29 protein-coding genes are annotated in these 25,065 nt (G+C 57.9%); 22 read left to right on the forward strand and 7 right to left on the reverse strand.

Features of this window, described 5'->3' with window-relative positions:
* Positions 1–72: 72 nt before the first annotated feature.
* The 4 genes from sS8_RS25830 to infA are packed head-to-tail and all read left to right on the forward strand — an operon-like array spanning position 73 to position 2,933.
* Positions 73–1,263: a GNAT family N-acetyltransferase gene (locus sS8_RS25830; RefSeq protein WP_119632273.1), complete on the forward strand. Its 1,191-nt coding sequence runs from the start codon at positions 73–75 to the stop codon at positions 1,261–1,263.
* Positions 1,238–1,942: a leucyl/phenylalanyl-tRNA--protein transferase gene (aat, locus tag sS8_RS25835; protein ID WP_119632274.1), complete on the forward strand. Its 705-nt coding sequence runs from the start codon at positions 1,238–1,240 to the stop codon at positions 1,940–1,942. Before sS8_RS25830 ends, aat begins: the two co-directional genes overlap by 26 nt.
* A complete protein-coding gene (locus sS8_RS25840; RefSeq protein ID WP_119632275.1) occupies positions 1,939–2,664 on the forward strand; it encodes an arginyltransferase in 726 nt (241 codons plus the stop codon). The genes aat and sS8_RS25840 overlap by 4 nt, the downstream gene beginning before the upstream one ends.
* 50 nt (positions 2,665–2,714) lie before the next feature.
* Positions 2,715–2,933, forward strand: a complete 219-nt coding sequence (infA, locus tag sS8_RS25845) for a translation initiation factor IF-1 (RefSeq protein ID WP_026609371.1) — start codon at positions 2,715–2,717, stop codon at positions 2,931–2,933.
* Between the two features lie 4 nt (positions 2,934–2,937).
* Here infA and clpA read toward each other — a convergent pair whose 3' ends face one another.
* From clpA to sS8_RS25860, 3 genes are all read right to left on the reverse strand, one after another.
* A complete protein-coding gene (gene clpA, locus sS8_RS25850) occupies positions 2,938–5,205 on the reverse strand; it encodes an ATP-dependent Clp protease ATP-binding subunit ClpA (protein ID WP_119632276.1) in 2,268 nt (755 codons plus the stop codon).
* Between the two features lie 15 nt (positions 5,206–5,220).
* Positions 5,221–5,541 (reverse strand): ATP-dependent Clp protease adapter ClpS, encoded by a 321-nt coding sequence (clpS, locus tag sS8_RS25855; protein ID WP_119632277.1) that lies wholly within the window; start codon positions 5,539–5,541, stop codon positions 5,221–5,223.
* Positions 5,542–5,659: 118 nt separating this feature from the next.
* A complete protein-coding gene (locus sS8_RS25860) occupies positions 5,660–6,412 on the reverse strand; it encodes an elongation factor-1 alpha (RefSeq protein WP_119632278.1) in 753 nt (250 codons plus the stop codon).
* A 151-nt stretch (positions 6,413–6,563) separates the two neighbouring features.
* On the opposite strand from sS8_RS25860, the gene sS8_RS25865 reads away from it, so the two are divergent.
* The 10 genes from sS8_RS25865 to sS8_RS28395 all read left to right on the forward strand — a co-directional run bounded on the left by sS8_RS25865 (position 6,564) and on the right by sS8_RS28395 (position 15,301).
* Positions 6,564–7,043 carry an NUDIX hydrolase gene (locus sS8_RS25865; RefSeq protein ID WP_119632279.1) on the forward strand — a complete coding sequence of 160 codons (480 nt, stop codon included), beginning with the start codon at positions 6,564–6,566 and terminating at the stop codon, positions 7,041–7,043.
* Between the two features lie 4 nt (positions 7,044–7,047).
* The gene (gene mnmA, locus sS8_RS25870; RefSeq protein WP_119632280.1) at positions 7,048–8,169 is read left to right on the forward strand and encodes a tRNA 2-thiouridine(34) synthase MnmA; all 1,122 of its coding nucleotides are present in this window, start codon (positions 7,048–7,050) and stop codon (positions 8,167–8,169) included.
* Positions 8,170–8,203: 34 nt separating this feature from the next.
* Positions 8,204–9,565 (forward strand): adenylosuccinate lyase, encoded by a 1,362-nt coding sequence (gene purB / locus sS8_RS25875; protein ID WP_119632281.1) that lies wholly within the window; start codon positions 8,204–8,206, stop codon positions 9,563–9,565.
* 68 nt (positions 9,566–9,633) lie between these two features.
* The gene (gene lolA / locus sS8_RS25880; RefSeq protein ID WP_232020445.1) at positions 9,634–10,203 is read left to right on the forward strand and encodes an outer membrane lipoprotein chaperone LolA; all 570 of its coding nucleotides are present in this window, start codon (positions 9,634–9,636) and stop codon (positions 10,201–10,203) included.
* 4 nt (positions 10,204–10,207) lie between these two features.
* Positions 10,208–11,521 (forward strand): replication-associated recombination protein A, encoded by a 1,314-nt coding sequence (locus sS8_RS25885; RefSeq protein ID WP_119632283.1) that lies wholly within the window; start codon positions 10,208–10,210, stop codon positions 11,519–11,521.
* A gap of 19 nt (positions 11,522–11,540) precedes the next feature.
* The gene (locus sS8_RS25890; RefSeq protein ID WP_119632284.1) at positions 11,541–12,176 is read left to right on the forward strand and encodes a PilZ domain-containing protein; all 636 of its coding nucleotides are present in this window, start codon (positions 11,541–11,543) and stop codon (positions 12,174–12,176) included.
* Positions 12,177–12,200: 24 nt separating this feature from the next.
* Positions 12,201–13,190, forward strand: a complete 990-nt coding sequence (locus sS8_RS25895; RefSeq protein ID WP_119632285.1) for a biotin--[acetyl-CoA-carboxylase] ligase — start codon at positions 12,201–12,203, stop codon at positions 13,188–13,190.
* Between the two features lie 4 nt (positions 13,191–13,194).
* Positions 13,195–13,947, forward strand: a complete 753-nt coding sequence (locus sS8_RS25900) for a type III pantothenate kinase (protein WP_119632286.1) — start codon at positions 13,195–13,197, stop codon at positions 13,945–13,947.
* Positions 13,944–14,729 (forward strand): hypothetical protein, encoded by a 786-nt coding sequence (locus tag sS8_RS25905; RefSeq protein WP_119632287.1) that lies wholly within the window; start codon positions 13,944–13,946, stop codon positions 14,727–14,729. The genes sS8_RS25900 and sS8_RS25905 overlap by 4 nt, the downstream gene beginning before the upstream one ends.
* 332 nt (positions 14,730–15,061) lie before the next feature.
* Positions 15,062–15,301, forward strand: a complete 240-nt coding sequence (locus tag sS8_RS28395) for a hypothetical protein (RefSeq protein ID WP_170161266.1) — start codon at positions 15,062–15,064, stop codon at positions 15,299–15,301.
* 152 nt (positions 15,302–15,453) lie between these two features.
* Here sS8_RS28395 and sS8_RS29710 read toward each other — a convergent pair whose 3' ends face one another.
* The 3 genes from sS8_RS29710 to sS8_RS28405 all read right to left on the reverse strand — a co-directional run bounded on the left by sS8_RS29710 (position 15,454) and on the right by sS8_RS28405 (position 16,019).
* Positions 15,454–15,576, reverse strand: coding sequence for a hypothetical protein (locus sS8_RS29710; RefSeq protein WP_269461482.1), 123 nt, complete (start codon positions 15,574–15,576; stop codon positions 15,454–15,456).
* A gap of 89 nt (positions 15,577–15,665) precedes the next feature.
* Complete coding sequence (locus tag sS8_RS28400) at positions 15,666–15,818, reverse strand: hypothetical protein (RefSeq protein ID WP_170161267.1); 153 nt, start codon at positions 15,816–15,818, stop codon at positions 15,666–15,668.
* Between the two features lie 63 nt (positions 15,819–15,881).
* A complete protein-coding gene (locus tag sS8_RS28405) occupies positions 15,882–16,019 on the reverse strand; it encodes a hypothetical protein (RefSeq protein ID WP_170161268.1) in 138 nt (45 codons plus the stop codon).
* A 208-nt stretch (positions 16,020–16,227) separates the two neighbouring features.
* Between sS8_RS28405 and tnpA the strand changes: the two genes are divergently transcribed.
* From tnpA to sS8_RS25940, 5 genes are all read left to right on the forward strand, one after another.
* Complete coding sequence (gene tnpA / locus sS8_RS25920; protein WP_119627851.1) at positions 16,228–16,530, forward strand: IS66 family insertion sequence element accessory protein TnpA; 303 nt, start codon at positions 16,228–16,230, stop codon at positions 16,528–16,530.
* Positions 16,530–16,871, forward strand: a complete 342-nt coding sequence (gene tnpB, locus sS8_RS25925) for an IS66 family insertion sequence element accessory protein TnpB (RefSeq protein ID WP_119629772.1) — start codon at positions 16,530–16,532, stop codon at positions 16,869–16,871. Before tnpA ends, tnpB begins: the two co-directional genes overlap by 1 nt.
* Positions 16,872–16,929: 58 nt before the next feature.
* Positions 16,930–18,441, forward strand: coding sequence for an IS66 family transposase (gene tnpC, locus sS8_RS25930; RefSeq protein ID WP_119630943.1), 1,512 nt, complete (start codon positions 16,930–16,932; stop codon positions 18,439–18,441).
* A gap of 178 nt (positions 18,442–18,619) precedes the next feature.
* On the forward strand, positions 18,620–20,287 hold the full coding sequence (locus sS8_RS25935) for an integrin alpha (RefSeq protein WP_170161269.1): 1,668 nt from the start codon (positions 18,620–18,622) through the stop codon (positions 20,285–20,287).
* 460 nt (positions 20,288–20,747) lie between these two features.
* The gene (locus sS8_RS25940; protein WP_119632290.1) at positions 20,748–21,008 is read left to right on the forward strand and encodes a hypothetical protein; all 261 of its coding nucleotides are present in this window, start codon (positions 20,748–20,750) and stop codon (positions 21,006–21,008) included.
* Positions 21,009–21,344: 336 nt separating this feature from the next.
* Here the strand turns inward: sS8_RS25940 and sS8_RS25945 are convergent, their stop codons facing one another.
* Entirely contained in the window at positions 21,345–21,875 is a 531-nt protein-coding gene (locus sS8_RS25945; protein ID WP_119632291.1) for a transposase family protein, read from the reverse strand.
* A 59-nt stretch (positions 21,876–21,934) separates the two neighbouring features.
* Between sS8_RS25945 and sS8_RS25950 the strand changes: the two genes are divergently transcribed.
* The 3 genes from sS8_RS25950 (at position 21,935) to sS8_RS25960 (ending at position 25,044) form a co-directional block, all read left to right on the forward strand.
* Positions 21,935–22,474: an ISAs1 family transposase gene (locus tag sS8_RS25950; RefSeq protein ID WP_170161271.1), complete on the forward strand. Its 540-nt coding sequence runs from the start codon at positions 21,935–21,937 to the stop codon at positions 22,472–22,474.
* Positions 22,475–22,593: 119 nt separating this feature from the next.
* The gene (locus sS8_RS25955; protein WP_119632293.1) at positions 22,594–22,926 is read left to right on the forward strand and encodes a transposase family protein; all 333 of its coding nucleotides are present in this window, start codon (positions 22,594–22,596) and stop codon (positions 22,924–22,926) included.
* Between the two features lie 663 nt (positions 22,927–23,589).
* Entirely contained in the window at positions 23,590–25,044 is a 1,455-nt protein-coding gene (locus sS8_RS25960) for a catalase (RefSeq protein WP_119632294.1), read from the forward strand.
* The last annotated feature ends 21 nt before the right edge of the window (positions 25,045–25,065 follow it).

The raw sequence follows: 25,065 nt of genomic DNA on the forward strand, positions 1-25,065 counted from the left end.
GAAAGGCGTTATTATTTCATGGTTTGACCAATCGATCACGGCATGCGGCCGTTTCACTTTTGAGGATACGAAATGACTGGCCAAGACGAGACGCATTCGGAGGGCTTGAGTTCGCGGATAATCCGCCATATCGGAGAGGTGGAGTCCGACGCCTGGAATGCACTGACCGATGGCAATTATCCGTTCTTGCGGCACGAATTCCTGCTTGCGTTGGAAGAATTCGGTTGCCTGGGTAAGCACGTCGGCTGGTTACCCTACCATTTGTTGATCGAAGATCGGGAACACCGCCTGGTGGCAGCGCTGCCGACCTATGTAAAGCTTAATTCTTTCGGCGAGTTCGTTTTCGACTGGGCCTGGGCGGACGCCTACGCACGAGCCGGCATGGACTATTATCCGAAGCTTGTCGTGGCCTCGCCGTTCACTCCGGCAACCGGTCCGCGTCTTCTGATTGCTCCCGACCGTGATTCCGGGCGTTTGGCTGAGGCCGCGGTGGAAATTGCGATCCAAGCGGCGCGGGAAGCGAAAGTTTCCTCGCTGCATTGGCTGTTCCTGAACGATACGATTTTGCTGGAATCGCCCAAGGTGTTGAAGCGGCTGGGCTGCCAGTTCCATTGGGAGAACCGGGGCTACCGAGATTTTGAGGATTTTTTGGCTGGTTTCACTGCCAAGCGGCGTAAGGAAGTGAAGCGAGAACGCCGGCAGGTGCGGGAGGCTTCGATTGAGCTTCGACGAATCCGGGGCGACCGCGTGGAGCCTCACATCTGGCGTACCGTTTTCCAACTTTATCGGTCTACTTTTGCGCGACACGGCAACTATCCGGCTCTGACCCTCGAGTTTTTCGAAGGGATTGCCGCTACCATGGGTGAGCAGATCCTTTTGGTTCTGGCCGAGCGGCAAGGCCGTACCATCGGAGCGGCATTTTTCCTCCTAGGCAGCGATGCGCTGTACGGTCGCTACTGGGGGTGTACGGAGGAGGTGCCGGCTCTTCATTTTGAAGCTTGCTATTACCAGGGCATTGAATTTTGCATAGAGGCGGGTCTACATCGCTTCGAGCCCGGCGCACAGGGCGAACATAAAGTCAGTCGCGGGTTTCTTCCGACGGAAACCTGGTCTGCGCACTGGGTGGCCAATAAGGAGTTTCGCGACGCCATAGCAAACTTTCTGGAGCGGGAGACGCGCTCCGTGCGGGCCTATATGTCGGAACTAAATGCCCACTCGCCTTTCAAAAATTTCGACGATGCTAACCGTTCTGAATCCCTTTGATCGAAACGAACCGTTTCCGCCTGTGGAAAAGGCTCTGGAGGAGCCGAACGGACTGTTGGCCGTGGGAGGATGTCTCTCCGCCAAGCGGCTGGTGAATGCTTATCGGAGCGGCATTTTCCCCTGGTTCGGGAAAGACGAGCCGATTCTCTGGTGGTCGCCGGATCCGCGACTGATACTGCGTCCCGAGAATATCAAGATTTCCCGGAGCCTTGGCAAACGGCTTAAACGCGGCGAATTCCGATTCAGTTTCGACGTATGTTTCGACCGGGTCGTCAACGCTTGCGCGGAGCCGCGGGACTATGCGACCGGGACCTGGATAACCGAGGAGATGAAACGGGCTTATTCCAATTTATTCGACCTGGGGCTTGCCCATTCTTTCGAGGCCTGGCAGGGAGATGCGCTTGTAGGCGGCCTTTATGGCGTTTCCGTCGGCCGGGCGTTTTTCGGAGAGTCCATGTTTCATTACGTTACCGATGCGTCCAAGGCGGCCTTCGCTTTCGCGTGCGAAAATTTGAAGCAATGGGGGTATGTCCTGATTGATTGCCAGGTCTACACTCGGCATTTGGCTAGCCTGGGAGCGGAAGAGATCGCCCGCTCGGAGTTCGTGAAATTATTGGAAATCTATTGCGATCAGCCGGTTTCGAACGAGGCTTGGAAATCGGCGGGCGGAGATTTATGAAGTCGATACCGCTTTACATCAGCTACGAGCACGATTGTGATTACCTGCCGGGAAGGCGGGCACAGATGGCTTATGTCTCGCCGCGTGAGGCCTTGGACGTCGACATTTATTCCTGGCTCGCAACCCGAGGCTTCCGTCGGAGCGGTGATATGATTTACCGCCCGCACTGTCCGAGTTGCTCGGCTTGCATACCGGTGAGGATACCGGCGGCGCGGTTCCGGCCGGATCGCAGTCAGCGTCGGATTCAGCGAATGAACACCGATCTGGAAGTCGGATTGAAACCGGCTCGATTCGACGAGGCGCACTATCGATTGTTCATGCGTTATCTCAATGCGCGGCATGCCGACGGTCATATGGCCGAGTCCTCGTCGGAGGACTACATCCGTTTTCTCGCGTGTGCCTGGGCAGAGACCGGTTTTTACGAATTCAAACTCGGAGATCGGTTGCTTGCGGTAGCCGTTACCGACTTCTTGGCCGACGGTCTGTCGGCCGTCTATACGTTCTTCGATCCCGATTTCCGCGCACGCAGCCTGGGTAGCTATGCCATCATGTGGCAAGTAGCCGAGACCAGGCGACGCGGACTGGACTGGCTTTATCTCGGATTTTGGATTTCGGGCTGCCGGAAAATGAGCTACAAGAACGTGTTCCGTCCCCTCCAGGCTTTGGTTGACGAAGATTGGGTGCTGTTTGAAAAAGGCGAGAATATCGTGCTTGAAACTTAATATGATATTATTCGCCCTTTACTGCTCCTGTTTGCTTTTGAGAGAGGTTTATGTCGAAAGAAGATCACATCGAAATGGAAGGTAAAGTGATTGAAACTTTACCTAATACGACTTTTCGCGTCCAATTGGATAACGGCCATATAATTACGGCGCATATTTCCGGAAAAATGCGCAAGCATTACATCCGTATTCTGACGGGTGACCGCGTGAAAGTGGAAATGACGCCTTACGACTTAACCAAAGGCCGAATTACATTTCGTCAGCGCTAGGAATTCAGGCTGGTGCCGCTTCGTGTACGCTTTCGATGGTAAACGCCAGTTGGCCATCCTCCACGCTGATTCTCACAATTCCGCCTTCGCTTAACTTGCCGAATAGGATTTCCTCGGCCAAGGGCTTTTTGATATTTTCCTGAATTACCCGAGACATAGGTCTCGCGCCCATGGTGGGGTCGAAGCCGTGTTCGGCCAACCACTCCCGCGCATCGGGTTCCAGAACGACCGATACTCGCTTCTCCGCCAGTTGCGACTCAAGTTCGAACATGAACTTGTCGACCACCTGGCCGATGATGTCGAGGTTGAGCGGTTTGAACTGGATTACGGCATCCAGTCGGTTGCGAAATTCTGGCGAAAACATCCGCTCGATGACTTTCATGCTGTCGGTGGTGTGGTCCTGACGGGTAAAGCCGATTGATGGTCTGCCGCCTTCGGATGCCCCGGCGTTCGTCGTCATGACCAGAATGATATTCCGGAAATCGGCCTTGCGTCCGTTATTATCCGTCAATGTGCCGTGATCCATGACCTGCAGCAGCAAATTGAACACATCGGTATGGGCTTTCTCGATTTCGTCGAGAAGCAGAACAGCGTGCGGGTGCTTGTTGACTTCCTCGGTCAACAGGCCGCCCTGATCAAAACCGACATAACCGGGCGGGGCCCCGATCAGGCGGGATACGGTGTGCCGCTCCATGTACTCGGACATATCGAAGCGGATAAGCTCGATTCCCAGCACCTTCGCCAACTGGCGGGTGACCTCGGTTTTTCCGACCCCGGTGGGGCCGGCGAACAAAAAGCAGCCGATAGGCTTCTGTACCTCACGGAGCCCCGCCCGTGACAGTTTGATCGCAGAGGCCAGGGTCGAAATGGCTTCATCTTGGCCGAATACGAGCATCTTCAGGTTCTTTTCGAGATCGCGCAGCTTATCCTTGTCATTGGTGGAAACGGTTTTCGCAGGAATCCGCGCGATTTTCGAGATGATATCCTCGATTTCCAGAGTTCCGATCAGTTTCTTGCGCCGCGAAACCGGCAATAGCCGCTGGCTGGCCCCCGCTTCATCGATTACATCTATCGCCTTGTCCGGTAGGTGCCGGTCGGTAATGTAGCGATCGGACAACTCCGCAGCGGTACGAAGGGCTGCCAACGAATATTTCACGTCGTGGTGTTTCTCGAATCGGGATTTGAGTCCACGCAGAATGTGATAGGTTTCGTCGACCGAGGGTTCGTGAATGTCGATTTTCTGAAAACGGCGCGCCAAGGCTCGGTCTTTTTCGAAAATGCCCCGATATTCCTGGTAGGTGGTGGACCCTATGCAGCGCAGTTCACCCGACGCCAATACCGGCTTGATCAGATTCGAGGCGTCCATCACGCCGCCCGACGCGGAACCGGCTCCGATGATGGTGTGGATCTCGTCGATGAACAGAATCGATTTCGGCTCCTTCTTGAGCTGCGCGAGCAATGCCTTGAGGCGTTTTTCGAAATCGCCGCGATATTTGGTGCCGGCAACCAATGATCCCAGATCCAGCGCATAAATCGTGCTTTCCGACAGGACCTCCGGAACCTCCTTATCGACGATCTTCTTGGCGAGGCCCTCGGCGATGGCGGTCTTACCGACGCCGGCTTCGCCGACCAACAACGGATTATTCTTGCGGCGCCGGCACAGAACCTGGATGGTGCGCTCGATTTCGCCCTTGCGCCCGATCAGCGGGTCGATCTTCCCGTGCTTTGCCAACTCGTTGAGGTTGGAGGCGAATTTTTCCAACGGGTTGGCAGCCGCACCTTCGCCTTCGTCGGTTTCCGACGACGTGCTGCTTTTCGGGTTCGCATCGGAATCCTCGCGAACTTTCGAAATCCCGTGGGAAATGTAATTGACGACGTCCAGGCGGGTGACATCCTGCTTGTTGAGGAGGTAAACGGCCTGGGAGTCCTGCTCGCTGAATATAGCGACCAGGATGTTGGCGCCGGTGACCTCCTTCTTGCCCGAGGACTGGACGTGAAACGCCGCCCGCTGAAGGACTCTCTGAAAGCCCAGTGTTGGCTGAGTCTCGCGCTTTACGCCCGGAGGAATGAGAGGAGTCGTTTCGTCCAGGAATTCGGTCAGTTCTTTTCTCAACTGATCGATGTTCGCGCCGCAGGCTCGAAGCACTTCGACGGCTATCGAGTTGTCGAGCATCGCGAGCAAGAGATGCTCGACGGTGATGAACTCGTGCCTTTTTTCGTAGGCCGACCGAAACGCAACATTTAATGAATATTCGAGTTCTTTGCTTAACATAGAATCAGGGCCCGTTTAGGCTTCCTCCATTGTGCAAAGGAGAGGATGTTGGTGCTGTCTGGCGTAATCGTTCACCAACTGGACTTTAGTTTCCGCGACGTCCTTAGAGAAGACGCCACAAACGCCGATGCCCCGGGTATGAACGTGAAGCATGATCTGGGTTGCTTTTTCCTCGCTCATACCGAAGAACGTTTTCAATACCAGAACGACGAAATCCATCGGAGTGAAATCATCGTTCAACAGAATCACTTTATAAAGCGGTGGCCGCTTGAGTTTTGGCTTCGCTTCCTGAACGACAACATCGTCTGTAAGCTTGTGATCAGGATGTTGTGTCATCTTTCGCCCTTGAACTGCAACATGACAAGACCACGGCTACTATAGCATTAGCAAGCTCAGTTGTATTAGACCGCCCTTGGTTGAAATGATTTCCCTGCGTCGGCATTTCGCACCTGTTTCACGAACGGGTCAAAGCATTACGGCGATCCGGGAATGGAAGCTTTTTGGGAAGGATCCACATCTCGTACATCGATACCACCCACATGAACACAAACGCCATGGCCAAGCCAGCACCGCCCAGAACCACGAGGAGAGCGAAGTTCGGATTCAATTTAGTCAGCCACCACGATGTGATGTCAAGCAGTAAGAAAGCGTAAGGCATGATGATCGCCGCGCCTTTCAGCTTCACCGGAACGCCCGTGGATAGGCTGAAGATCAGTCCTACAAACATGAAAATAAAGGAAATCCCGAATAAATGAATATGCGAAACGCGCGTCAACGACGAGAAGGTCGCGCCCTCGTCCGATGCGGTTCGGGCCTTGATGTTCTCGAATTTCGTGAAGTCCGGCAGTCCGCCGGCTTCCGCGTTGTGACAACTGATGCAGCGCTGTTCGAAGATCGGCTTTATTTCTCTCTCGTAAGCTCTTTCGTTGCCGCCGTCGCGTACCCATTGAATGATCTTGAAGCGTTCATCGTCCGGTGCCATCGGTTTCATAGAGCCGTTCAGCTGGCTTTCCAGCACGGAACCGGAACGGTTGCCGTAATAGCTGTAGACGATATCCTCGATGGACAGACCGAATTTGCCGTCCGCCATGCCGTGCGTGAACAGGATTTGGATCATCGCGACGGCATAGCCGATTGCTATGACCGTCAAATAACCGGAAAATAAAAGTTTTATCGCTAATCCTAAACTGCTCAGGTTGAACGGCATGCTTCAGCTCCAGCCGGAAGGGGTACGTGGGAGATTTGTTCCAAGTGGTTTACCGGTGTCGACAAACCCCACATCATTATAATTCTGCGTGACGGTTTTTCTTTTAGCATACGCGAATCACGTAAGCAATTTACACATCGGTTAAAAGTTCATGCACCAGCTCGAAACGCAATCCGGCAGGAATGAACGGCCTCGGGTGACCGTCGCGGCCATCGTCGAGCGCGAAGCCCGTTTCCTCGTGGTCGAGGAGCAAGCCGATAACGGCGAGCTTGTGATCAATCAGCCCGCGGGTCACGTCGAAGCAGGAGAGAGCGTCATCGAAGCCGCCATCCGTGAAACCTTCGAAGAGACTGCTTGGCGTTTCACGCCCGAGGCACTGGTTGGGATTTATTTATGGCGCCGGGCCACGGGAGACGCCAGCTTTCTTCGAATCGGAATTGTCGGGTCGGTTGATGGTCACGATCCGCACAGTCCTCTCGACGAGGGTATCGTGCGTAGTTTGTGGCTGACCCGCGAGGAACTTTTGAGCGAACAAAAACGTCTGCGAAGTCCTCTGGTGATGAAATGCATCGACGATTATCTGAAAGGGGAGCGTTATCCTTTATCGATGCTCAAATCCTTACTGAGTTGAAGTTATGTTACAAAAGGTCGTAGTCGGTATGTCCGGCGGAGTGGATTCCTCCGTCACCGCTTTGCTGCTTCTCGAGCAGGGCTATGAGGTGATCGGTCTCTTCATGAAAAATTGGGAAGAGGATGACGATACCGGCCTTTGCACTGCGCCGCAGGATTTTGCCGACGCGCAGGCGGTTTGCGACAAACTGGGCATTCCGCTACACGCCGTCAACTTCGCGGCCGAATATTGGGATGAGGTATTCGAGGTTTTCCTGAGCGAGTATCGGGCTGGTCGCACGCCCAATCCGGATATCCTCTGCAACCAGCAGATCAAGTTCAAGGCCTTCATGGATTATGCGACGGATCTCGGTGCCGATCTGATCGCGACCGGGCATTACGCGCGGGTCGAATCCCGGGACGGCGGTTACGCACTGTTGAAGGGAATCGATCAGAAGAAGGATCAAAGCTATTTCATCTACACGCTGGGGCAGTCGCAGCTGTCGCGCGTGTTGTTCCCGATCGGGGGCATGGAAAAGCCCGAAGTTAGAAAGTATGCCGAGCAGGCGGGACTGTCCAATCATCAGAAAAAGGACAGCACCGGAATCTGCTTCATAGGCGAGCGACGCTTCAAGGAGTTCCTGCAGCGATTTTTGCCGGCGCAACCGGGTGAGATTCGAACGCCGGACGGCGGAGTCGTCGGACAGCACGACGGGCTGATGTATTACACCCTCGGACAGCGGCAGGGACTCGGCATCGGCGGCATGAAAGGCGCGTCGGAAGAGCCGTGGTACGTGTTGGCCAAGGATCTGGAGCGCAACGTTCTGGTGGTCGGCCAGGGACACGATCATCCGATGCTGTTCCATACCGAATTGGAAGCCGGAAGCTTAAGCTGGGTACGCGGCCGCGTTCCCGAAACGCCGGCCCGGTGTTCGGCTAAGGTCCGTTATCGCCAGCCGGATCAGAGCTGCACCGTCGAAATTATCGACGAGCAGAGAGTCCGCGTCGTTTTCGATCGACCCCAGCGCGCCATCACCCCCGGGCAATCCGTAGTGTTCTACCAGGGCGAGGAGTGTCTGGGCGGCGGGATCATCGAACATGTCCTGGATGCGGCACAGACTTCCTCATCGTTTCGGGCCGTGGCCTGATCTTCCCTATGTGATTTTCAAGAAGGTTTCCTGAATGACGTCTCTCACCTGCCTTTCCCCCATCGACGGGCGTTATGCCGAAAAAGTGGACGCGTTGCGCCCGCTCCTCAGCGAATACGGCCTCGTCCGTTTCCGGGTCCTGGTGGAAGTCCGGTGGCTGCAGGCTTTGGCCTCGGAGCCGGCAATAGGCGAGGTGCCGGCCCTGAGCGACCACGCCAATGATCGCCTGGAAGCCATCTTGACCGGCTTTTCGGTGAGTGACGCGGAACGCGTGAAAGAGATCGAAAGAACGACCAATCACGACGTCAAGGCCGTGGAATATTTCCTCAAAGAAAAGATCGCCGATCACACGGAGTTGGCGGCGGTGAGCGAATTCATCCACTTCGCCTGTACCTCGGAGGATATCAACAATTTGGCGTATGCCTTGATGCTGAAGGAGGCCCGGGATAACGTTCTGCTGCCGCAGCTCGCGCAACTGGCGGCGGCGATCAAGGAAAAGGCGCGAATCTATGCCGGACAGCCGATGCTGTCGCGCACCCATGGGCAATCGGCGACGCCGACGACCATGGGTAAGGAGTTCGCCAATGTTTCCGCCCGTCTCGAAAGACAGTTCGGGCAATTGGAATCGATCGAGCTGTCGGGCAAGATCAACGGTGCCGTGGGTAATTACAATGCCCACCGGGTCGCCTATCCCGAAGTCGATTGGCCGACCTTTTGCCGAAACTTCGTTGCGTCTTTGGGATTGACGTTCAATCCTTACACCACCCAGATCGAGCCTCACGATTATCTTGCCGAGTTTTTCCATACTCTGTCGCGGTTCAACACGGTGCTGATCGATTTCAATCGCGATGTGTGGGGCTATGTTTCCCTCGGCTATTTTCGGCAGAAGACCGTCGTGGGCGAGGTGGGTTCTTCGACCATGCCGCACAAGGTCAATCCCATCGATTTCGAAAATTCGGAAGGCAATCTGGGAGTGGCTAATGCGATTTTCGGTCACCTTGCCGAAAAGCTGCCGATTTCCCGCTGGCAGCGGGATTTGACTGATTCGACCGTGCTGCGCAACATTGGGGTGGGGATCGCGCATACTTCGATCGCCGTGCAATCCACTCTCAAGGGATTAGCTAAACTAGAAATCGATCCGGGTGCCATGGAAGCGGATCTAGCCGCCAATCTGGAGGTACTGGCCGAGCCGATTCAGACGGTCATGCGCCGCTACGGCATCGAAAAACCTTACGAAAAGTTGAAAGACCTGACCCGGGGCAAGCGGATCGAGCCGGAAGCCTTGGCCGGATTCATCCTCGGCCTCGCGATTCCGGACGACGCAAAGCAGCGCCTGCTGGCACTGACGCCTCGCGAATACACGGGTTACGCGGAAAATCTGGCGAAGAACGCCTAAACGACAAACTATCGATGTTTAAAAAACTATTACTGTTTTTTCTAATCGCTCTCCCGGTATTCCCGATAATGGCCGAAGAGACACCGGTCCAGCGGCTTCGGAATTTTCTTGCGAAGGCGAATACGCTGCAGGCGGAATTTTCCCAGGTCGTCATTGATGAGTTCGGCAGCCCTCGCCAGCGTAGCAGCGGCGTTTTTTATCTCCAGCGTCCCGGCAAATTCCGCTGGGATTACAAGAAGCCCTACAGCCAGGAAATCGTTTCCAACGGCGGCAAGGTCTGGTTCTACGACGTCGATCTCGAGCAAGTGACCGCCAAGCGTCTGGACGATGCGATCGGTTCCACGCCGGCCCTGCTGCTGAGCGGCGAGGTAGCGTTGGAAACCAATTTCAAAATCGAGGATCAGGGAACCGACGAAGGCCTGTTCTGGATCAAACTGGTGCCGAAATCGGAGGACAGCGGATTCAAGTCTGTTCTAATCGGGCTGGATGGCGATACGCTCGCCGGAATGGAACTCAGCGATAATTTCGGCCAGGTCACCCGCATTTATTTCACCGGCGTGAAAACCGGGCTCAGGCTGAACCGCGAACTGTTCGAATTCCGTCCTCCGCCCGGCGTCGACGTGTTCGAGGAAAAATAAACACGTGAGTACGGACTTTCAGAGACCCCTGGCCGATCGGATGCGGCCGCGCTGCCTGGACGAGTACGTCGGCCAACGGCACCTGATCTCGCCCGGCAGGCCGCTCTACGAAGCCATCAAGGCCGGCAAGCTGCACTCGATGATTTTCTGGGGACCGCCGGGCACCGGCAAGACGACATTGGCGCGGATCGTGGCGCGCCACGCCGACGCCGAGTTCCTGCCGATTTCGGCGGTACTGGCGGGCGTCAAGGAAATCCGGGAGGCCGTTGCGGAGGCAAAGCGGCTTTTGACCCAGCGCAATCGGCGCACCATCTTGTTCGTGGACGAGGTGCACCGCTTTAACAGATCCCAGCAAGATGCCTTTTTGCCGCATGTCGAAGACGGCACGATCTATTTCATCGGCGCCACCACCGAAAATCCTTCTTTCGAGCTGAACAACGCCTTGCTTTCGCGGGCGCGGGTCTATCTGTTGAAGTCCTTATCGGAAGACGATTTGCTCGAGCTTATCGAGCAGGCTTTGCGGGACACCGAGCGCGGCGCCGGCCGTCCGGAGCTCGGATTTGCCGACGAGCTGCGCCGCTGGTACGCCAAGGCGGCCGATGGCGATGCCAGAAAACTCCTGGGCTTGCTGGAGATTACCCTGGATCTGCTGGAATCCGGGCAAGATCAGGTTACCTCGGAGATCGCGCGGGAAGTGCTCGCCGGCGGAGGAAGCCGGCGATTCGACAAGCAGGGCGAGGATTTTTACAACCAAATTTCGGCGTTGCACAAGTCGGTGCGGGGAAGTGCTCCGGATCCGGCTTTGTACTGGCTGTGCCGCATGCTGGACGGCGGTTGCGATCCCCTGTATCTCGCGCGCCGCATCGTCCGTATCGCCAGCGAGGATATCGGCAACGCGGATCCCCGCGCGCTGGATCTGGCGCTGAGCGCCTGGGAGGCGCAGGAGCGGCTAGGCAGCCCGGAAGGCGAATTGGCCCTGGCGCAAGCGGTTCTGTATCTCGCTTGTGCCCCCAAGAGCAATGCGGTATACACCGCCTATAATATGGCTCGTGCCGATGCGGCTGGAACCGGTAGCCTGGAAGTGCCGACTCATCTTCGCAATGCCCCGACGCGCTTGATGAAAGAACTTGATTACGGAAAGCATTACCGCTACGCCCACGACGAGCCCGATGCTTATGCGGCGGGCGAGAATTATTTTCCTGACGGTTTTCGGCCGCGGACGTACTATAAGCCGGTTCCACGAGGGCTGGAAATCAAGATCGCGGAAAAACTGGAGCGGTTGAAGACTTTGGATAAGGCGGCTCTGGACAAGACATAGTTACTACTGGACGAGTTTTATGATCGATCACCAAGCGGACCATGAAGAGGGGACGGAACCGGTGAGTGGCAAGGACACGGAAAAAGAACGCAGACGTTATTTCCGGATAGAAGACGAGATTATTCTTTTTTTCAGGGAAATTGCACCCGATGACATCCCCGACAATCGAAGTCCGCGCGATTTTCCCCTGGACTCTTTCGCTCTGTCCGCCAGCCTGGATCTACTCACCCAAGAATCCCGCAAGCTGCTGCGGAAAATCGAAAGAGATTCTCCGGAAGTCGGCGATTTTTTGAAGGTGCTGGAGCGCAAAATCGATCTCGTCGCTCGATCTTTCCTAAGCTACGAAGCCAATCTGGCGGAGCAGTCCACTCAACGTGTCAGCCTCAGTGCTTCCGGTTTGTCCTTCGAGGTAGAAAAGCCATACGCTCCCGGCAAAGTGCTGGAGATCAAGATGGTCCTGCATCCCGATCTGGTCGGGTTGATTGCGTACGGCCGTATCGTCTATTGCAAGAAGAACCCGCCGGATTCCGATTTGCCCTACCAAATTTCGGTCGATTTCGTGGGTTTGCGCGACAGCGATCGGGAATTGCTGATTCGCCATGTGGTCCGGCGCCAGCTGCAACAGCTCAGAAACAGAAAACGGCCATCGGAATAAGCGTTTCCGCTCACCGGCTTATTCATGCAGTACGATGCGCTGACCAGGACCCTCCTTCAATTGCTGTCCGATAACGGCTTTCACTCGGGAGCGGAGCTGGCGAGGCGGCTCGGCGTCAGCAGAACGGTGATATGGAAGACGGTTCGTGCCCTGCAACAGCGAGGGATTGAAATTGCCGCCTTGTCGGGGAAAGGCTATCGCGTTACGCAGCCCGTCGAATTGCTCGATGAAACCGCAATCCAGTCCTCATTGAGTTCGGAAGCCGCTCGACTCATCGGGGCACTGCACATTTACGACGAACTGGATTCGACCAATACCCGCTTGATGCGTCTTGCTGCCGAGGGGGCACCCTCCGGCGCTATCTGCCTGGCGGAAACGCAGACCGCCGGCAAGGGACGTACCGGCCGATCCTGGCTTTCGCCCCTGGGCGCGAATGTTTATCTCTCGGTCTTGTGGCGTTTCGACGACCACTCCCTTGTAGCCGGTCTCAGCCTGGCGGTCGGAGTCGCTGCGATTCGTGCCCTAGATCGGGTCGGCGTCGGCGGGGTGGGACTCAAGTGGCCGAACGATCTATTGTGGGAAGATCTCAAGCTGGGTGGGATATTGCTGGAAGTGAGCGGGGAGGCTCATGGCGGATGCGCCGTCATCGTGGGCTTGGGTGTCAACCGATATATCCCCCCTGCCGTCGGGAGCGGGATAGATCAGGCATGGGTCGATCTCGCGACCGTGGCGGGAGCATCCGCCCCTTCGCGGAACCGCCTGGTTGCTTCGATATTGAGCGAGCTTTTGCCTTTGCTGAACGATTATCGGCGCACCGGGCTCGAGCCCTATCTTCCGGAGTGGCGCCGCCGGCATCGTTTGACGGGGCGCGCCGTGGTGGTCCACCAAGGTGATCGGGAAACCGTGGGCACGGTCACGGATGTTACGGCCGAGGGATTGCTGGTCTTGACGTGCAAGGACGGCAAGCGCCGCGAGTTCGCGTCGGGCGACGTGCGGCTCCGGATTGCCCGCTGAGGACATGAGCGCGATCCTGCTTCTCGTCGATATCGGCAACAGCCGTGTGAAATGGGGAATCGCACAGGAAAACCGTATCGTTTCGGGCCAATCGTTTGCTTCGGCCAGTGAATCGCTCGGAGATTCACTGGATGTTCATTGGCTGTCTCTTCCGGTTCCGCATCGTATCTTTGCCTGTAACGTGGCCGGCAACGAGGCGGAGCGTACCATTACGGACTGGATCCGGGGACACTGGAGAATTTCCTCCAACTTCGTGAGACCGGCGGATCGAGGCTATGGTGTAGTGAACGGTTACGAAAGGCCGGAAAAACTCGGCGTCGATCGCTGGGTGAGTCTGATCGCATCACGGGAATTCGCGAATCGATCAATATGCGTCGCCGACTGCGGCACGGCATTGACGTTCGACGTACTCGACGCAGACGGCCGGCATCTCGGGGGGCTCATCGCACCCGGTTTGGCTCTGATGAAACGGGCGCTGGTACAGGAAACGAAGGGTATCGGGAATGTCGGCCACGATCGTTCCGATTTTCTGGGACGCAGCACCTCTGCAGCCGTGCAGGGCGGCATCTTGACGGCTTGTGCGGGATTAATCGAGAAGTCTCTAGAAAGAGCGGCGAAAAAATTGGGACATGCACCGGACTTGCTGCTTACCGGCGGCGACGCGGAAGTGATCGCCGGCGTGCTCGATAAGCCGTGCAGAGTGGTTCCGGATCTGATTTTGCGAGGATTGCTGCGCATCGCGAGTAGCGTTTCATGAAGTATGCTTTTTTTAGCCTGATTCTGGTGAACGTCGTCTTCTTTCTTTGGGAAAGCAACATCCTCGGACGGGGCAGCGTTTCCTCCCAGTCCTATAAGGAATTGCGGCTTCCTCGTGCCTTGGACCCCATTACGCTGCTCAGCGAGCGGTCCGGGTCGTCCGAAAAGCCTGCCGGCATGGTTTTGGCCAGCGTCTCCGGAAGCCAGGTCAAGCCTGAAAAAATCAAGGAGACGACCCCGATTATCGAATCGGCGTCGGTGCAGGAAAAAGGGGACGTGGCCGAAATACCGCTCTCGTCGAAAGGCGGCGCGCAATCGAGCTGTTTCCAGTGGGGTCCGGTTACCGAGGAGTCGCAGGCGCGCGAGGTTTTGAACCTGGTCAAAGCGGAGTCGGATCAGGCTGCCGTGGTCAGGAAACCTTCCGATCTGACCGACGGCTGGTGGGTGCTGTTTCCCAAGGCTCATGATATGGAAGCAGCGCGAGCGAACCGGAACATGTTGCTGGAAAAAGGGGTGACCGATCTGTGGCTGTTCGACAAAGGGACACTACAAGGCGCGATATCGCTCGGTCTTTTTAAAGGTTTAAACCGAGCGGAGCTGGCTCAGCAAAGATTCACGGAAAAGGGCATCATTACCGAGGTAGTGCCGCGCCAGGTACGGGGCGACGCCTATTGGGTACGGATTCCCTGGAGTCGCCCGGCATCGGAATTGAATGAAGTGCTGAAATCTACGGATTCGAAGCAAGCGGCAGGGTCGTCCCCGTCACTCGTTCCCTGCGATTGATTGGCCACCGATATGGGCAAACCGGTCTATGGCCGGCCACTTCGACCGGCGCTTCGGGGTGCCGTATACCCGGATCCTGTTCTTACCGGCTCGCGTGAAAAGATCATAATGCGGCAGGGCGACCCTGACTCTCCGCAAGATCCGAAGTACTCGAACGGCCCCTTACCCAATTTTGCTTGTAGGGTCCAAGCCACCAAACCCCTTCAATGCGAATTAAGTGCTCTGCGGCAAACCGTTCAACGGGAACATGATGCGGTGAGTCGGCCGAAAACGTGGACGAGGAGGCCTCGGTAGGAGTGGACCTTGCCAGCGACTTCGATCCAGGTTTTCTCTTGAACCCAATGAAACAGCGCCTCGATTGGATGGCGAATCCGCGACGCGGCTGCCGAGAACGGCCGGTCAGCCGCATCGAGGTGCGTCTGTCCTGGGGCTTTTCGGGCCGGTGTGTAGGCGGTGAACGGGAGCGAGGATTGGCGCGAGAGATAGGCATAGGCCTTATCGGCAAAGAGGTTCTGGTAGGCGAGTACGGGGGCGACTTGTTCGAGCACCGGACCATCATTAAGACTGACTAGGAGTGATCCCGATATAGCGGAACAACGGCAAGGTTGCGGGGCGGTAGTCGCCGATCGCATGGATTTTCACGCCGTGGTCATAGTGTTTCTGGATGGGGCAATACCCGCTATTCGCCGCTTGGGGGGGCGGCCTTGGCGGTGAAGCGCCGGCTCTATTGGGCCAATTCCATCGGGAGGGAATCGGCGACACCGGTGGCGGTGGCCGGTTTGCCGGCTGGACTCCAGCGTTCCAACAGTGCGGGAAACACGTCCGCCAATCGATTCAGGCGCTGCACGAAGCCGCCATAGCTGGGCAGATGAGGTAACCAGTCGCGCCAATAACGGTCGGCCTGAGAGTAGAGAGCCTTGATCTCCTGCTGTGTATTCAGGATGCCGAACGATAGAGCATAATGAAACCTTCGTCTATAAAGTGGAGATCGGCATAGGGCGTAAAGCGTTGGACATGGACCCAGATCTCCCGGCGGTAAAGTTCGCACACGGTCAGGTAGAGGGTGATGCGTTGTGATTGCCAGTCCATGGTCGTCCCTCCGAGGGGTGTTGCGGAATACGCGTCAAGAGATGCCGTTGGACTGGCTCTCGCTCAGTTGGCTCTTAATTCGCATTCAAGCACGTGAACGGTGTTCGGGCTGACCCGGAACAGCGCGGCCGTCTCGCGCACGCTGTGCGTCAGGGCGTAGCTGAACATTCGAGTTCTCAGATCGAGTGAGTAAGCTTTCATTGCATGACTCCAAGGCGATGTTCACCCTTCGACCGCCAGTAATCGCAAAATTGTGATTTTGCTGTAATAATTAGGCAAACACGCCTAACGGAACGGATTCCAAGCGCCGGGGAAACGGCGGCTACGATGGTAAGCGTCCGGCTGTCCGCATAATTCCCACCGATTAGCGCCTGAGTCACAGTATCGCCATATTCCCGAAGAGGAGGAGATGGCGATGACGAAACAAGAACGAGAGATGCATTGGCGGGTCCTGCTGGAGCAACAGGCAGGGAGTGGGTTGTCGGTGCGCGCTTGGTGTGCGCGCGAGGCGGTCAGCTATGCGGCGTTCATCTACTGGCGTCGACGCGTAGCGCAGCCAGCGGTGGTGGCGCCACTGACGTTGATGCGGGTAGATGGCGGTGAGACAGCAGTCGGTGGTCTGTGGTTGTCGGTGGGCGGGGTTCGCATCGAGGTGAAACCGGGGTTCGATGCCGGGTTGTTGAAGCAGGTGGTGGCCGCATTGGTCTCGTGATGCTGGCGACGATTCTGAGTGCGGCGGCGGTGTATGTGGTGGCCGAGCCGGTCGATTTGCGCAAGTCCATCGATGGTTTGGCGCTGGCGGTGGAGAGCAGTCTGGGGCATTCGCCGTTATCGGGTGCGGTGTTCGTGTTTTTCAACCGGGGCCGGGACAAGGTGAAGCTGTTGTGGTGGGATCGTCACGGTTTCTGGCTGGCCTACAAGCGGCTGGAGAACGGCCGCTTCCGCAAGCCGGTTCAGGGGACGATTTCGCGCTCGGACCTGCTGCTGTTGCTGGAAGGCGTGGACCTGACGGTGGCCCGTTTCCGCGCGGTTCGCGCGGGTCGGGTCGGCTGAGTCGAAAGTGCCTGAAACCCGCATCAGAGCTGGGCTTTCGGGTGGTCCACCGGGTATAATGGCAGCCATGAATGCCGCCGCTCTCGCCGAAGAAAATCGTACTCTAAAGGCCACCCTGGCCCAGCGCGAGGCGCGCATCGAACGGCTGGAATTCGACCTGGCGCAGCTGAAGAAGCTGCTGTTCGGCGCCCGTTCCGAGCGACTGGCGACCCTCCCCGACATCGACCAACTGCCGCTGTGGGATGAGGTGCCCGAGGACGCCCCCGTCGCCAGTCCGGTGGCGTTCAAGACGGTGGTGGTGCAATCGCCCGCCAAGAATCAACCGAAGCGCACCGCACTGCCGGCGCATCTGCCGCGAGAGATCGTGGTATTGCCGTTGTCGGCACAAGACCGGCAGTGTCCTGCCTGCGGTGAGGAACGGCCGGTGATCGGCTACGAAAGCTCCGAACGCTTGGATTACGTCCCGGCGCAACTGAAGGTCGTGGAAACGCGGCGGGAAAAGTGCGCCTGCGCGAAGTGCCAAGGGCAGTTGACCACGGTACCGGCCCCGCCGCAAATCATCGAGCAGGGCATCCCTCTGCCGGGTCTTCTGGCACATCTGCTGATGGCCAAATACGGCTATCACCTGCCGCTGTACCGCATCGAGCAAATCTTTGCCCACCAGGGTGTCCCCATTGCCCGCACCACGTTGTGCGACTGGGTCATCCAGAGCGGCTGGCAGCTGCAGCCCTTGGTCGAGCGGATGCTGGCGTTGCTCAAGCAACAGCCGGTGATCTTCTCGGACGACACCACTGTGGCGGTGCAGGACCGCGGCAAGACGCGGGAAACCCGGTTTTGGGTATACGCCGGCCACTCGCCGCCCATCGTCGTCTATGACCACACCGAAACCCGGGCGGGCAAGCATCCCAAGGCCAAACTGGAAGGCTACAGCGGCTACCTGCAGGCGGACGCCTATGCCGGTTACGACCAGATCTTCGCCGCGGGCAAGGTCCTGGAAGTGGCGTGCTGGGCGCATGCGCGCCGCAAGTTCTTCGAGATTGCCCGACAGACCGAGAACGGCAAGCGCATCAGCGCCCATGAGGCCTTGGAGTACATCGGCCGGCTCTACGCCATCGAACGGGAGGCCAAAGAACAGCAACTCGACGCCGAAGGCACCCGAAAGCTACGGCAGGAACAGGCGCGGCCGATCCTGGCCGAGTTCAAGGCCTGGCTCGAAGACCGGCTGCGCCAGCTGGCGCCCAAGACCCCCACTGCCCAGGCCATCGGCTATGCCCTCAAGAACTGGCCGGCGCTGGAGCGCTATACCGAAGACGGTCGCCTGGAGATCGACAACAACCGGAGCGAACGGGCCATCCGCCCGCTGACCATCGACCGCAAGAACTGGCTGTTCCTCGGCTCGCCCAAGGGCGGCCAGGTCGCCGCCACCGTCTTCAGCCTGATCCAGACCTGCAAGGAGCTGGGCATCAATCCGGAGGCCTATCTGAAGGATGTCCTCAACCGCCTGCCTTCCACCAAGCAGAAGGACATCGACAGCCTGCTTCCTCACAACTGCAAGCTGCCCGGGGCGTAACAAGCGACCACTTAACCGTTCGCCACTGCGACCACAAGTCCGGGTACCGCCGAACGCTTACGCTACGATGCAATCATATCTACAGCGAGGACGTAATATGAAACGCGAGGACGGAAAAATGACAGATCGGGCTTTAGCCCCAAAGGATGCTCCTAGGACTGAACCCCGGCTGAATGTGTTGAAAGGCTGTCTAGGTCTCGTGACCGGGTTCTGGGTGGCCTCGGCCTACGCCCAGCCCGCCTATACGCCCCGTGTTGTCAATAATCCCACGCCTCGGGCCGAAGCGGGTTTTGGAGCATCCGTGGCCGGGGTGGGCGATGTGAACGGAGACGGCAAGGTCGACTTCCTGGTCGGGGCGCCGGAGCAAACCGTGGACGGCAATCCTCGCCAAGGCCGGGCCTTTGTCTTGAGCGGAGCCGATCGAAGTCTTCTATACCGCGTGAACAACCCGGTGCCCCAGGCCAACGCTCTCTTCGGCGAAGCCGTGGCCGGGGTGGGTGATGTCGATGGCGATGACATTCCCGACCTCCTGGTAGGGGCCCCCCAGCAAACCGTGAAGGGTAACGATCGGCAGGGCCGGGTCTTCGTTTTCAGCGGCGTCAACGGGAGGCTCCTTTACAGCCTGGATACGCCGATACCCGAGAAAGGCGCCGCGTTCGGCACCTCGGTGGCCGATGCGAACGATGTCAATGGCGATGACGTTCCTGACCTGCTGGTAGGTGCACCCGGCCAAGACGGGCCCGACATACCTGGGCAGGGCGGGGCTTTTGTCTTCAGCGGGGCCGATGGGCGTCCCATCCTGACGCTTAACTACCCGCGTTCCGAGGGTGGCGATTTCGGCCGGTCCGTGGCTGGCGCGGGCGACGTCACCGGCGACGGCATTCCCGACTTTCTGGTGGGAATGCCTTTCCTGGGCCGCGTGGGCAGAGCCCTGGTTCTCAGCGGGGCCGACGGCGGCCTCGTTCACGTCCTCAATGTGGTGGCGCCCGAGGAGCGGGCCTTCCTGGGCGCAGCAGTGGCGGGAATAGGTGACGTGAGCGGCGACGGCGTTCCCGATCTGTTAGTGGGAGCGCCGTTCCTGCCCATAGGCGAATACGGGGATTTTGTATTCAGCGGAGGGGCATTCGTATTCAATGGCGCCACCGGTGAGCTTTTGTACCAGGTGGAAAACTCGACGCCGGAGAACCACGCCGACTTCGGCTCCGCCGTAGCCGGATTGGACGATGTGAACGGAGACGGCATTCCCGATCTCCTGGTGGGGGTGCCCGGAAGAGAAACCGGCGACGCTCCGCAGGGTAAGGTCGTTATCGCGAGCGGGGCGGACGGCAGTGAGCTCCTGGTTCTCCGTAACCCAGGACGTCAAGCTCTTGCCCGTTTTGGCCGATCCGTGGCGGGAATTGGGGATGCGAACGACGACGGCGTTCCAGACCTTGTGGTAGGGGCGCCTTTCCAAGATGCCAGCGGCAATCGTGACCAGGGCCGGGCGGTTCTTTTCCTCAGCGATGCTCCCGCTTCGTTCACGTGCTTCGGCGTGCCGGCCACGATCGTCGGCACGCCGGACAACGATATCTTGCGGGGAACGCCGGGTGACGACGTGATCGTCGGCCTGGCCGGAAACGACGTGATTGACGGCCGGGGAGGGGACGATCGTATCTGTGGCGGCAACGGCAATGATGTCATCCAGGCCGGCGCGGGCAGCGATAGGGTCGACGGCGGCGCCGGAAACGACGTGATCAATATGGTCGACGGCGTTCGCGGCAACGATACGGTTAACGGCGGCAGCCACGTCGGCGGCGACGTCTGTGTGGCCGACCGAGGAGACAGGATACGCAACTGTAACCCATGATCGAGTTGCAGCTCGGCAATCCCCGACGTTCGGGCGTTTCGAGTGCGCCGCGTCGCGGTTGCCGACGGCGAAATATTGCGGCGGCTGGAGGAGGTCTCCTTTCGATGGCACCCGCAGCTTGATCGCGCGCGCTTCCGTTCGGGCATTCAGCGGGTGCTCGGATAACGTTTTACGAAGTGCTTGGACCGGATTTTATAGCCGTTGCCAGGTAATAGCGGTGGGCGTCGAGGCGTCGTTCGCTGCAGGTTGACTCGCCCCGGTCACATCCGCGTACGACCCTACGGACACACGTAAACGATCCGAGGCCATAATAGCAGTCACGTAGGATGGGCAAAGCGCAGCGTGCCCATCGATGGCGCTTTCATTGTTTGGTTTATGGTCGTGGGTCGAGTTAGCGTACTCGCGTAACCCGCCTTCTGCGGGTAGGGGCATCGTTGCACCTGCACAATGCGGCGGCCGGTTGCGGGAAAAGAGACTGGGCGGCGTTCCCCTGAACGCGGCCCTGACAGCCCAGCCCGGTCTTCGCGTCACCGCGAAACGGGAAAGCAACGGCGAATACTCGATCCGCGAAAAGGGCGGGCTGGTTTTCTATTTCGAGAACGTGGCCGGTACCGTGCCGGCCGGAACTCGGCCAGACGCTTCGGTTCTGGTACGACAATGGCGGCCACCACATCACCCGGATCACCGACTGGGCGGGGCGGACCTTCCGCTACACCTATGACGGCCACGGCGATCTCGTCAAGTTCGAAAGTCCGGAGGTCGTCGCGGGCCGGCGTGGCGGTTCGACCACCTACAGCTATTACACCGCCGCCGACGGCACCAATCTCGATCATGCCCTGAAGACCTACACGCGGCCGAACGGCAACGGCATGAGCTTCGAGTATTACGCCAACGGCAAGACCTTCCGGCATACCGACAGTCAGGGCCACAGTTACACTGGCATACGGGGTCAGGTCTCACATTCCAACACGTGAGAATCGGCAGAATAATAGAGTTGTTTCCGATGTTAAGTAATTATAGATCAACAGATTTTGTAGTTCCAAAGCCCGGCGGAAAGTTAGAAGAAGTGGTCCACGAAGTAATCCAGATGATTTCTAATCCGATGCATCAAGCAGTGGAAGAACTTCATGCCACCGATGGCATGCTCAACGATGACCCGCGCGGCGGCTTGTTTTCTGTTCTGTTTCTTCGGCTCAGGCGTCAATGTCGGATTAGGGTTTTTCTTGGATTTTCTGGGTTTTTTGTGGGGTAGATATATTTGGGTACTTTGATAATCTTTGTCCACGCCCAGAAATCCTAAGTCAAGCCATAAATTGACCTTCTCGAACCACGCTGAACCCGGCGTGAAGACATCTTTCATGAGTGTGTAGTCATGTACGCTGCCTGCCACAATGCAGCACAAAAACAATATCCTTCGATTAAAGTCGGAGATTACGAGGGATTTGAGCGTATGTCTTTTTTTTCCACTGTAATGCTTTTCCTGTTCAGTTTCATCTTGGGGTCGAACGCAAGCGACCTCCACGCCATCGATCGCTATGTTCTTATATTGATCAATGAGTTGAGAGAATTCTTCTGGGGTTGTTAGCAGGGCTGTTCAATTCTTATGAATTCGGGTAAAAGGTTTTGATTTGCCGACGGAGTGAATCGTTGTCCCCGTTAAAACAAAGCCTGCCGCCGATTCCGGATCACCGTCGCGCGCAGGGGAAGTTGTACGATCTTCCCCACCGGCTGCTGTTCAGTATTTTGGCGGTGATGAGCGGAGCGACCTCGTACCGCCGGATTCATCCGTTCATCCGTACCCATCAGGCGCGGCTGAACGAGGCGTTTGGCTGCCGCTGGCGGCGGACGCCCGCCTACAGTTCGATCCGCTACGCCTTGCACGGGTTGGACGTGGAGGCGATCGCCCCGCATTTTCGCGCCCACGCGCTGCCCCTGGCCGAGGACGCCGCCGTCATCGCGCTCGATGGCAAAACCCTGCGCGGCCGCCTGGATCGCTTCGAGGACCGCCGGGCCGCCCAGGTGCTGAGCGGCTTCGCCGTCGGAGAGCGGATCGTGCTGGGCCAGGTGCTGATCGAGGATGCCGGCAAGGACCACGAAATCCAGGCCGCCCAACGGCTCATCGAAATCCTGGGACTGGCCGGGCGGCTGTACACGCTCGACGCCCTCCATCTTCAAAAAAACGGTTGAGGCCGTGATCGCCACCGGGAGCGACCTGCTGGTCCAACTCAAAGGCAATCATCCCAAGCTACGCGCGGCCGTACGGGCGGTTTGTTCAGACGCAGCCCCACGCCGAGCAGACCTACACGGTGGACCTCGGCCGGCGTAATCGCATCGAACAACGCACGGCACGGGTCTGGTCTCTGCCCGAAGGGACCGGTCCCGAACCCTGGCACGACCCCTTCAAAGCCGTGGTCGAGGTCCGCTGTCACGTGGAGGAATTCAATCCCCGCCGCCGCTGTTTTGAGCCGCGTCAGGCACCGGTCGCTGACGACCTCGTCACCCGCGACGCCTCGACGGCCACCTTGGCCGAGGCCATTCGTGGGCACTGGGGGATCGAAAACCGGCTCCACGACGTGCTGGACACCGCGCTCGGCGAGGATGCGAGCCGCATCCGCAAGAACCCCGGTGTGTTCGCCTAGCTCCGCCGTTTCGCGTTGAATCGCCTACGTCACAACGGCCAATCCAATATTCACGCCGCCCTTTACGATAACGCGATGGACCTGGAGCGCGTCTTGAATGACAAGGGCATCAAGCGTTGAACAGCCCTGTGTTGGAATGTGAGACCTGACCCCGTATGTGTGACCCCGTATGCCAGAGGGAGTCCGGTGGAACGCATTCGGGCCGAAGGTCTGACAGCCGATGAATTCTCGGCGGCGAACTCAGTCGAAATAATGGCCACAAGTAGATGGTCATGCGGTCCAGTATTGCGCATCCAGCAGCCCGCTCTGCTCAGAAGCAAGCAACGGTGACAGCGTCGCGTGGTGAGGCCAATTGGCACGCGTGAGCGCCGCTTGCGGCTCTGCACAGGGAACGTGCGGAGTGATTGGGTTGGGGTGAGGGTGATTCGAATAGGACTTTACTTTCTTTACGCACAGTATGTGGAATTTGATCTTCAGGAGGACTCTCTGGTGACCGAAATTCACGAAGAGATTTACCGCCAGGAATAGCGGTTCTAATTCGGCGCTTCAAGCAATGCCGAACCCGCTGCTCGGTCGGCATCGCTTTAGCTTGGTCGTTAGCGTATCAGTCACGCCGAAAAACGTGATGATCCACAGAGGAAAGAATTGAAAGGAGGTATTCTTATGAAAGATAACGACCACGAACCCACTACCAACGATGCAGGGATTCCCGTATCCAGCGATGAGTTTTCCCTTACCGTAGGGCCGGATGGCCCGATTCTGCTGCAGGACCACTACCTGATCGAGCAGATGGCCAACTTCAACCGGGAGATGATTCCGGACCGTCAGCCCCACGCGAAGGGCTCGGGGGCTTTCGGATACTTCCAAGTGACCCAGGACATCAGCGCCTACACCAAGGCGGCCGTGTTCCAACCGGGTATGAAAACCGAAGTGCTGGCCCGGTTCTCTACGGTGGCCGGCGAAAGCGGCAGTCCGGATACATGGCGGGACGTGCGCGGCTTTGCGCTCAAGTTCTACACCGCTGAGGGCAACTACGACCTGGTAGGGAACAACACGCCAGTGTTTTTCGTGCGCGATCCCATGAAGTTCCAGCACTTCATTCATTCACAGAAGCGCCGTGCGGACAGCGGCCTGCGCGACAACGACATGCAGTGGGACTTTTGGACATTGTCTCCTGAGTCTGCACATCAAGTCACCATTCTCATGAGCGATCGCGGAGTTCCCAGGAGCTATCGGCACATGAACGGCTATTCGAGCCACACGTACATGTGGATCAGCGCCAAAGGCGAACGCTTCTGGGTTAAATACCACTTCAAGACCGATCAGGGCATTGAGACTCTCACCCAGAAGGAGGCCGACCAGATCGCCGGCATTGACGCCGACTACCACCGCCGCGACCTGTTCGAGGCGATCAAGCGGGGGAATTACCCCAACTGGACGCTCAAGGTACAGATCATGCCCTTTAAAGAGGCCGACGCCTACCGGTTCAACCCGTTTGATCTGACCAAAGTCTGGCCTCATAGCGACTACCCCCTGCGCGAGGTCGGCCGGCTCACTCTGAACCGCAATCCCGGCGATTTTCACACCGAGATCGAGCAGGCAGCATTCGAGCCGAACAACCTCGTCCCGGGCATCGGCCCGAGTCCGGACAAGATGCTCCTCGCCCGCCTGGTTTCCTACGCCGACGCCCACCGGGCGCGCGTCGGCGTCAACTACAAGCAGATCCCGGTAAACCGGCCAAAGAGCCCGGTCCACAGCTACAGCAAAGGTGGCGCCATGCGGATTGAGAAGGTCTCCGATCCGGTCTACGTACCGAACTCAAAGGGCGGCCCCAAAGCCGACCCCAAACAGTACCCCGAGGCCGCCGCCTGGAGCGCCAGCGGTGAGTTCATCCGTGCCGCCTACACCAAGCGCAAGGATGACGACGACTTTGGTCAAGCCGGCACCTTAATACGCAAAGTGATGGATGACGCTCAGCGCGACCGGCTAGTATCCAACGTGGTTGGGCACCTGAAAAACGGCGTATCCGAACCTGTGCTGAAGCGTGTGTTTGAATTCTGGCGCAACATCGACAAGGAGATCGGCGATCGCATAGCCAAGGGCGTACAAGGGAGCTGATCTTAGATACTTGTGAGATAG

The organism is Methylocaldum marinum (assembly GCF_003584645.1).
GTDB lineage: Bacteria > Pseudomonadota > Gammaproteobacteria > Methylococcales > Methylococcaceae > Methylocaldum > Methylocaldum marinum.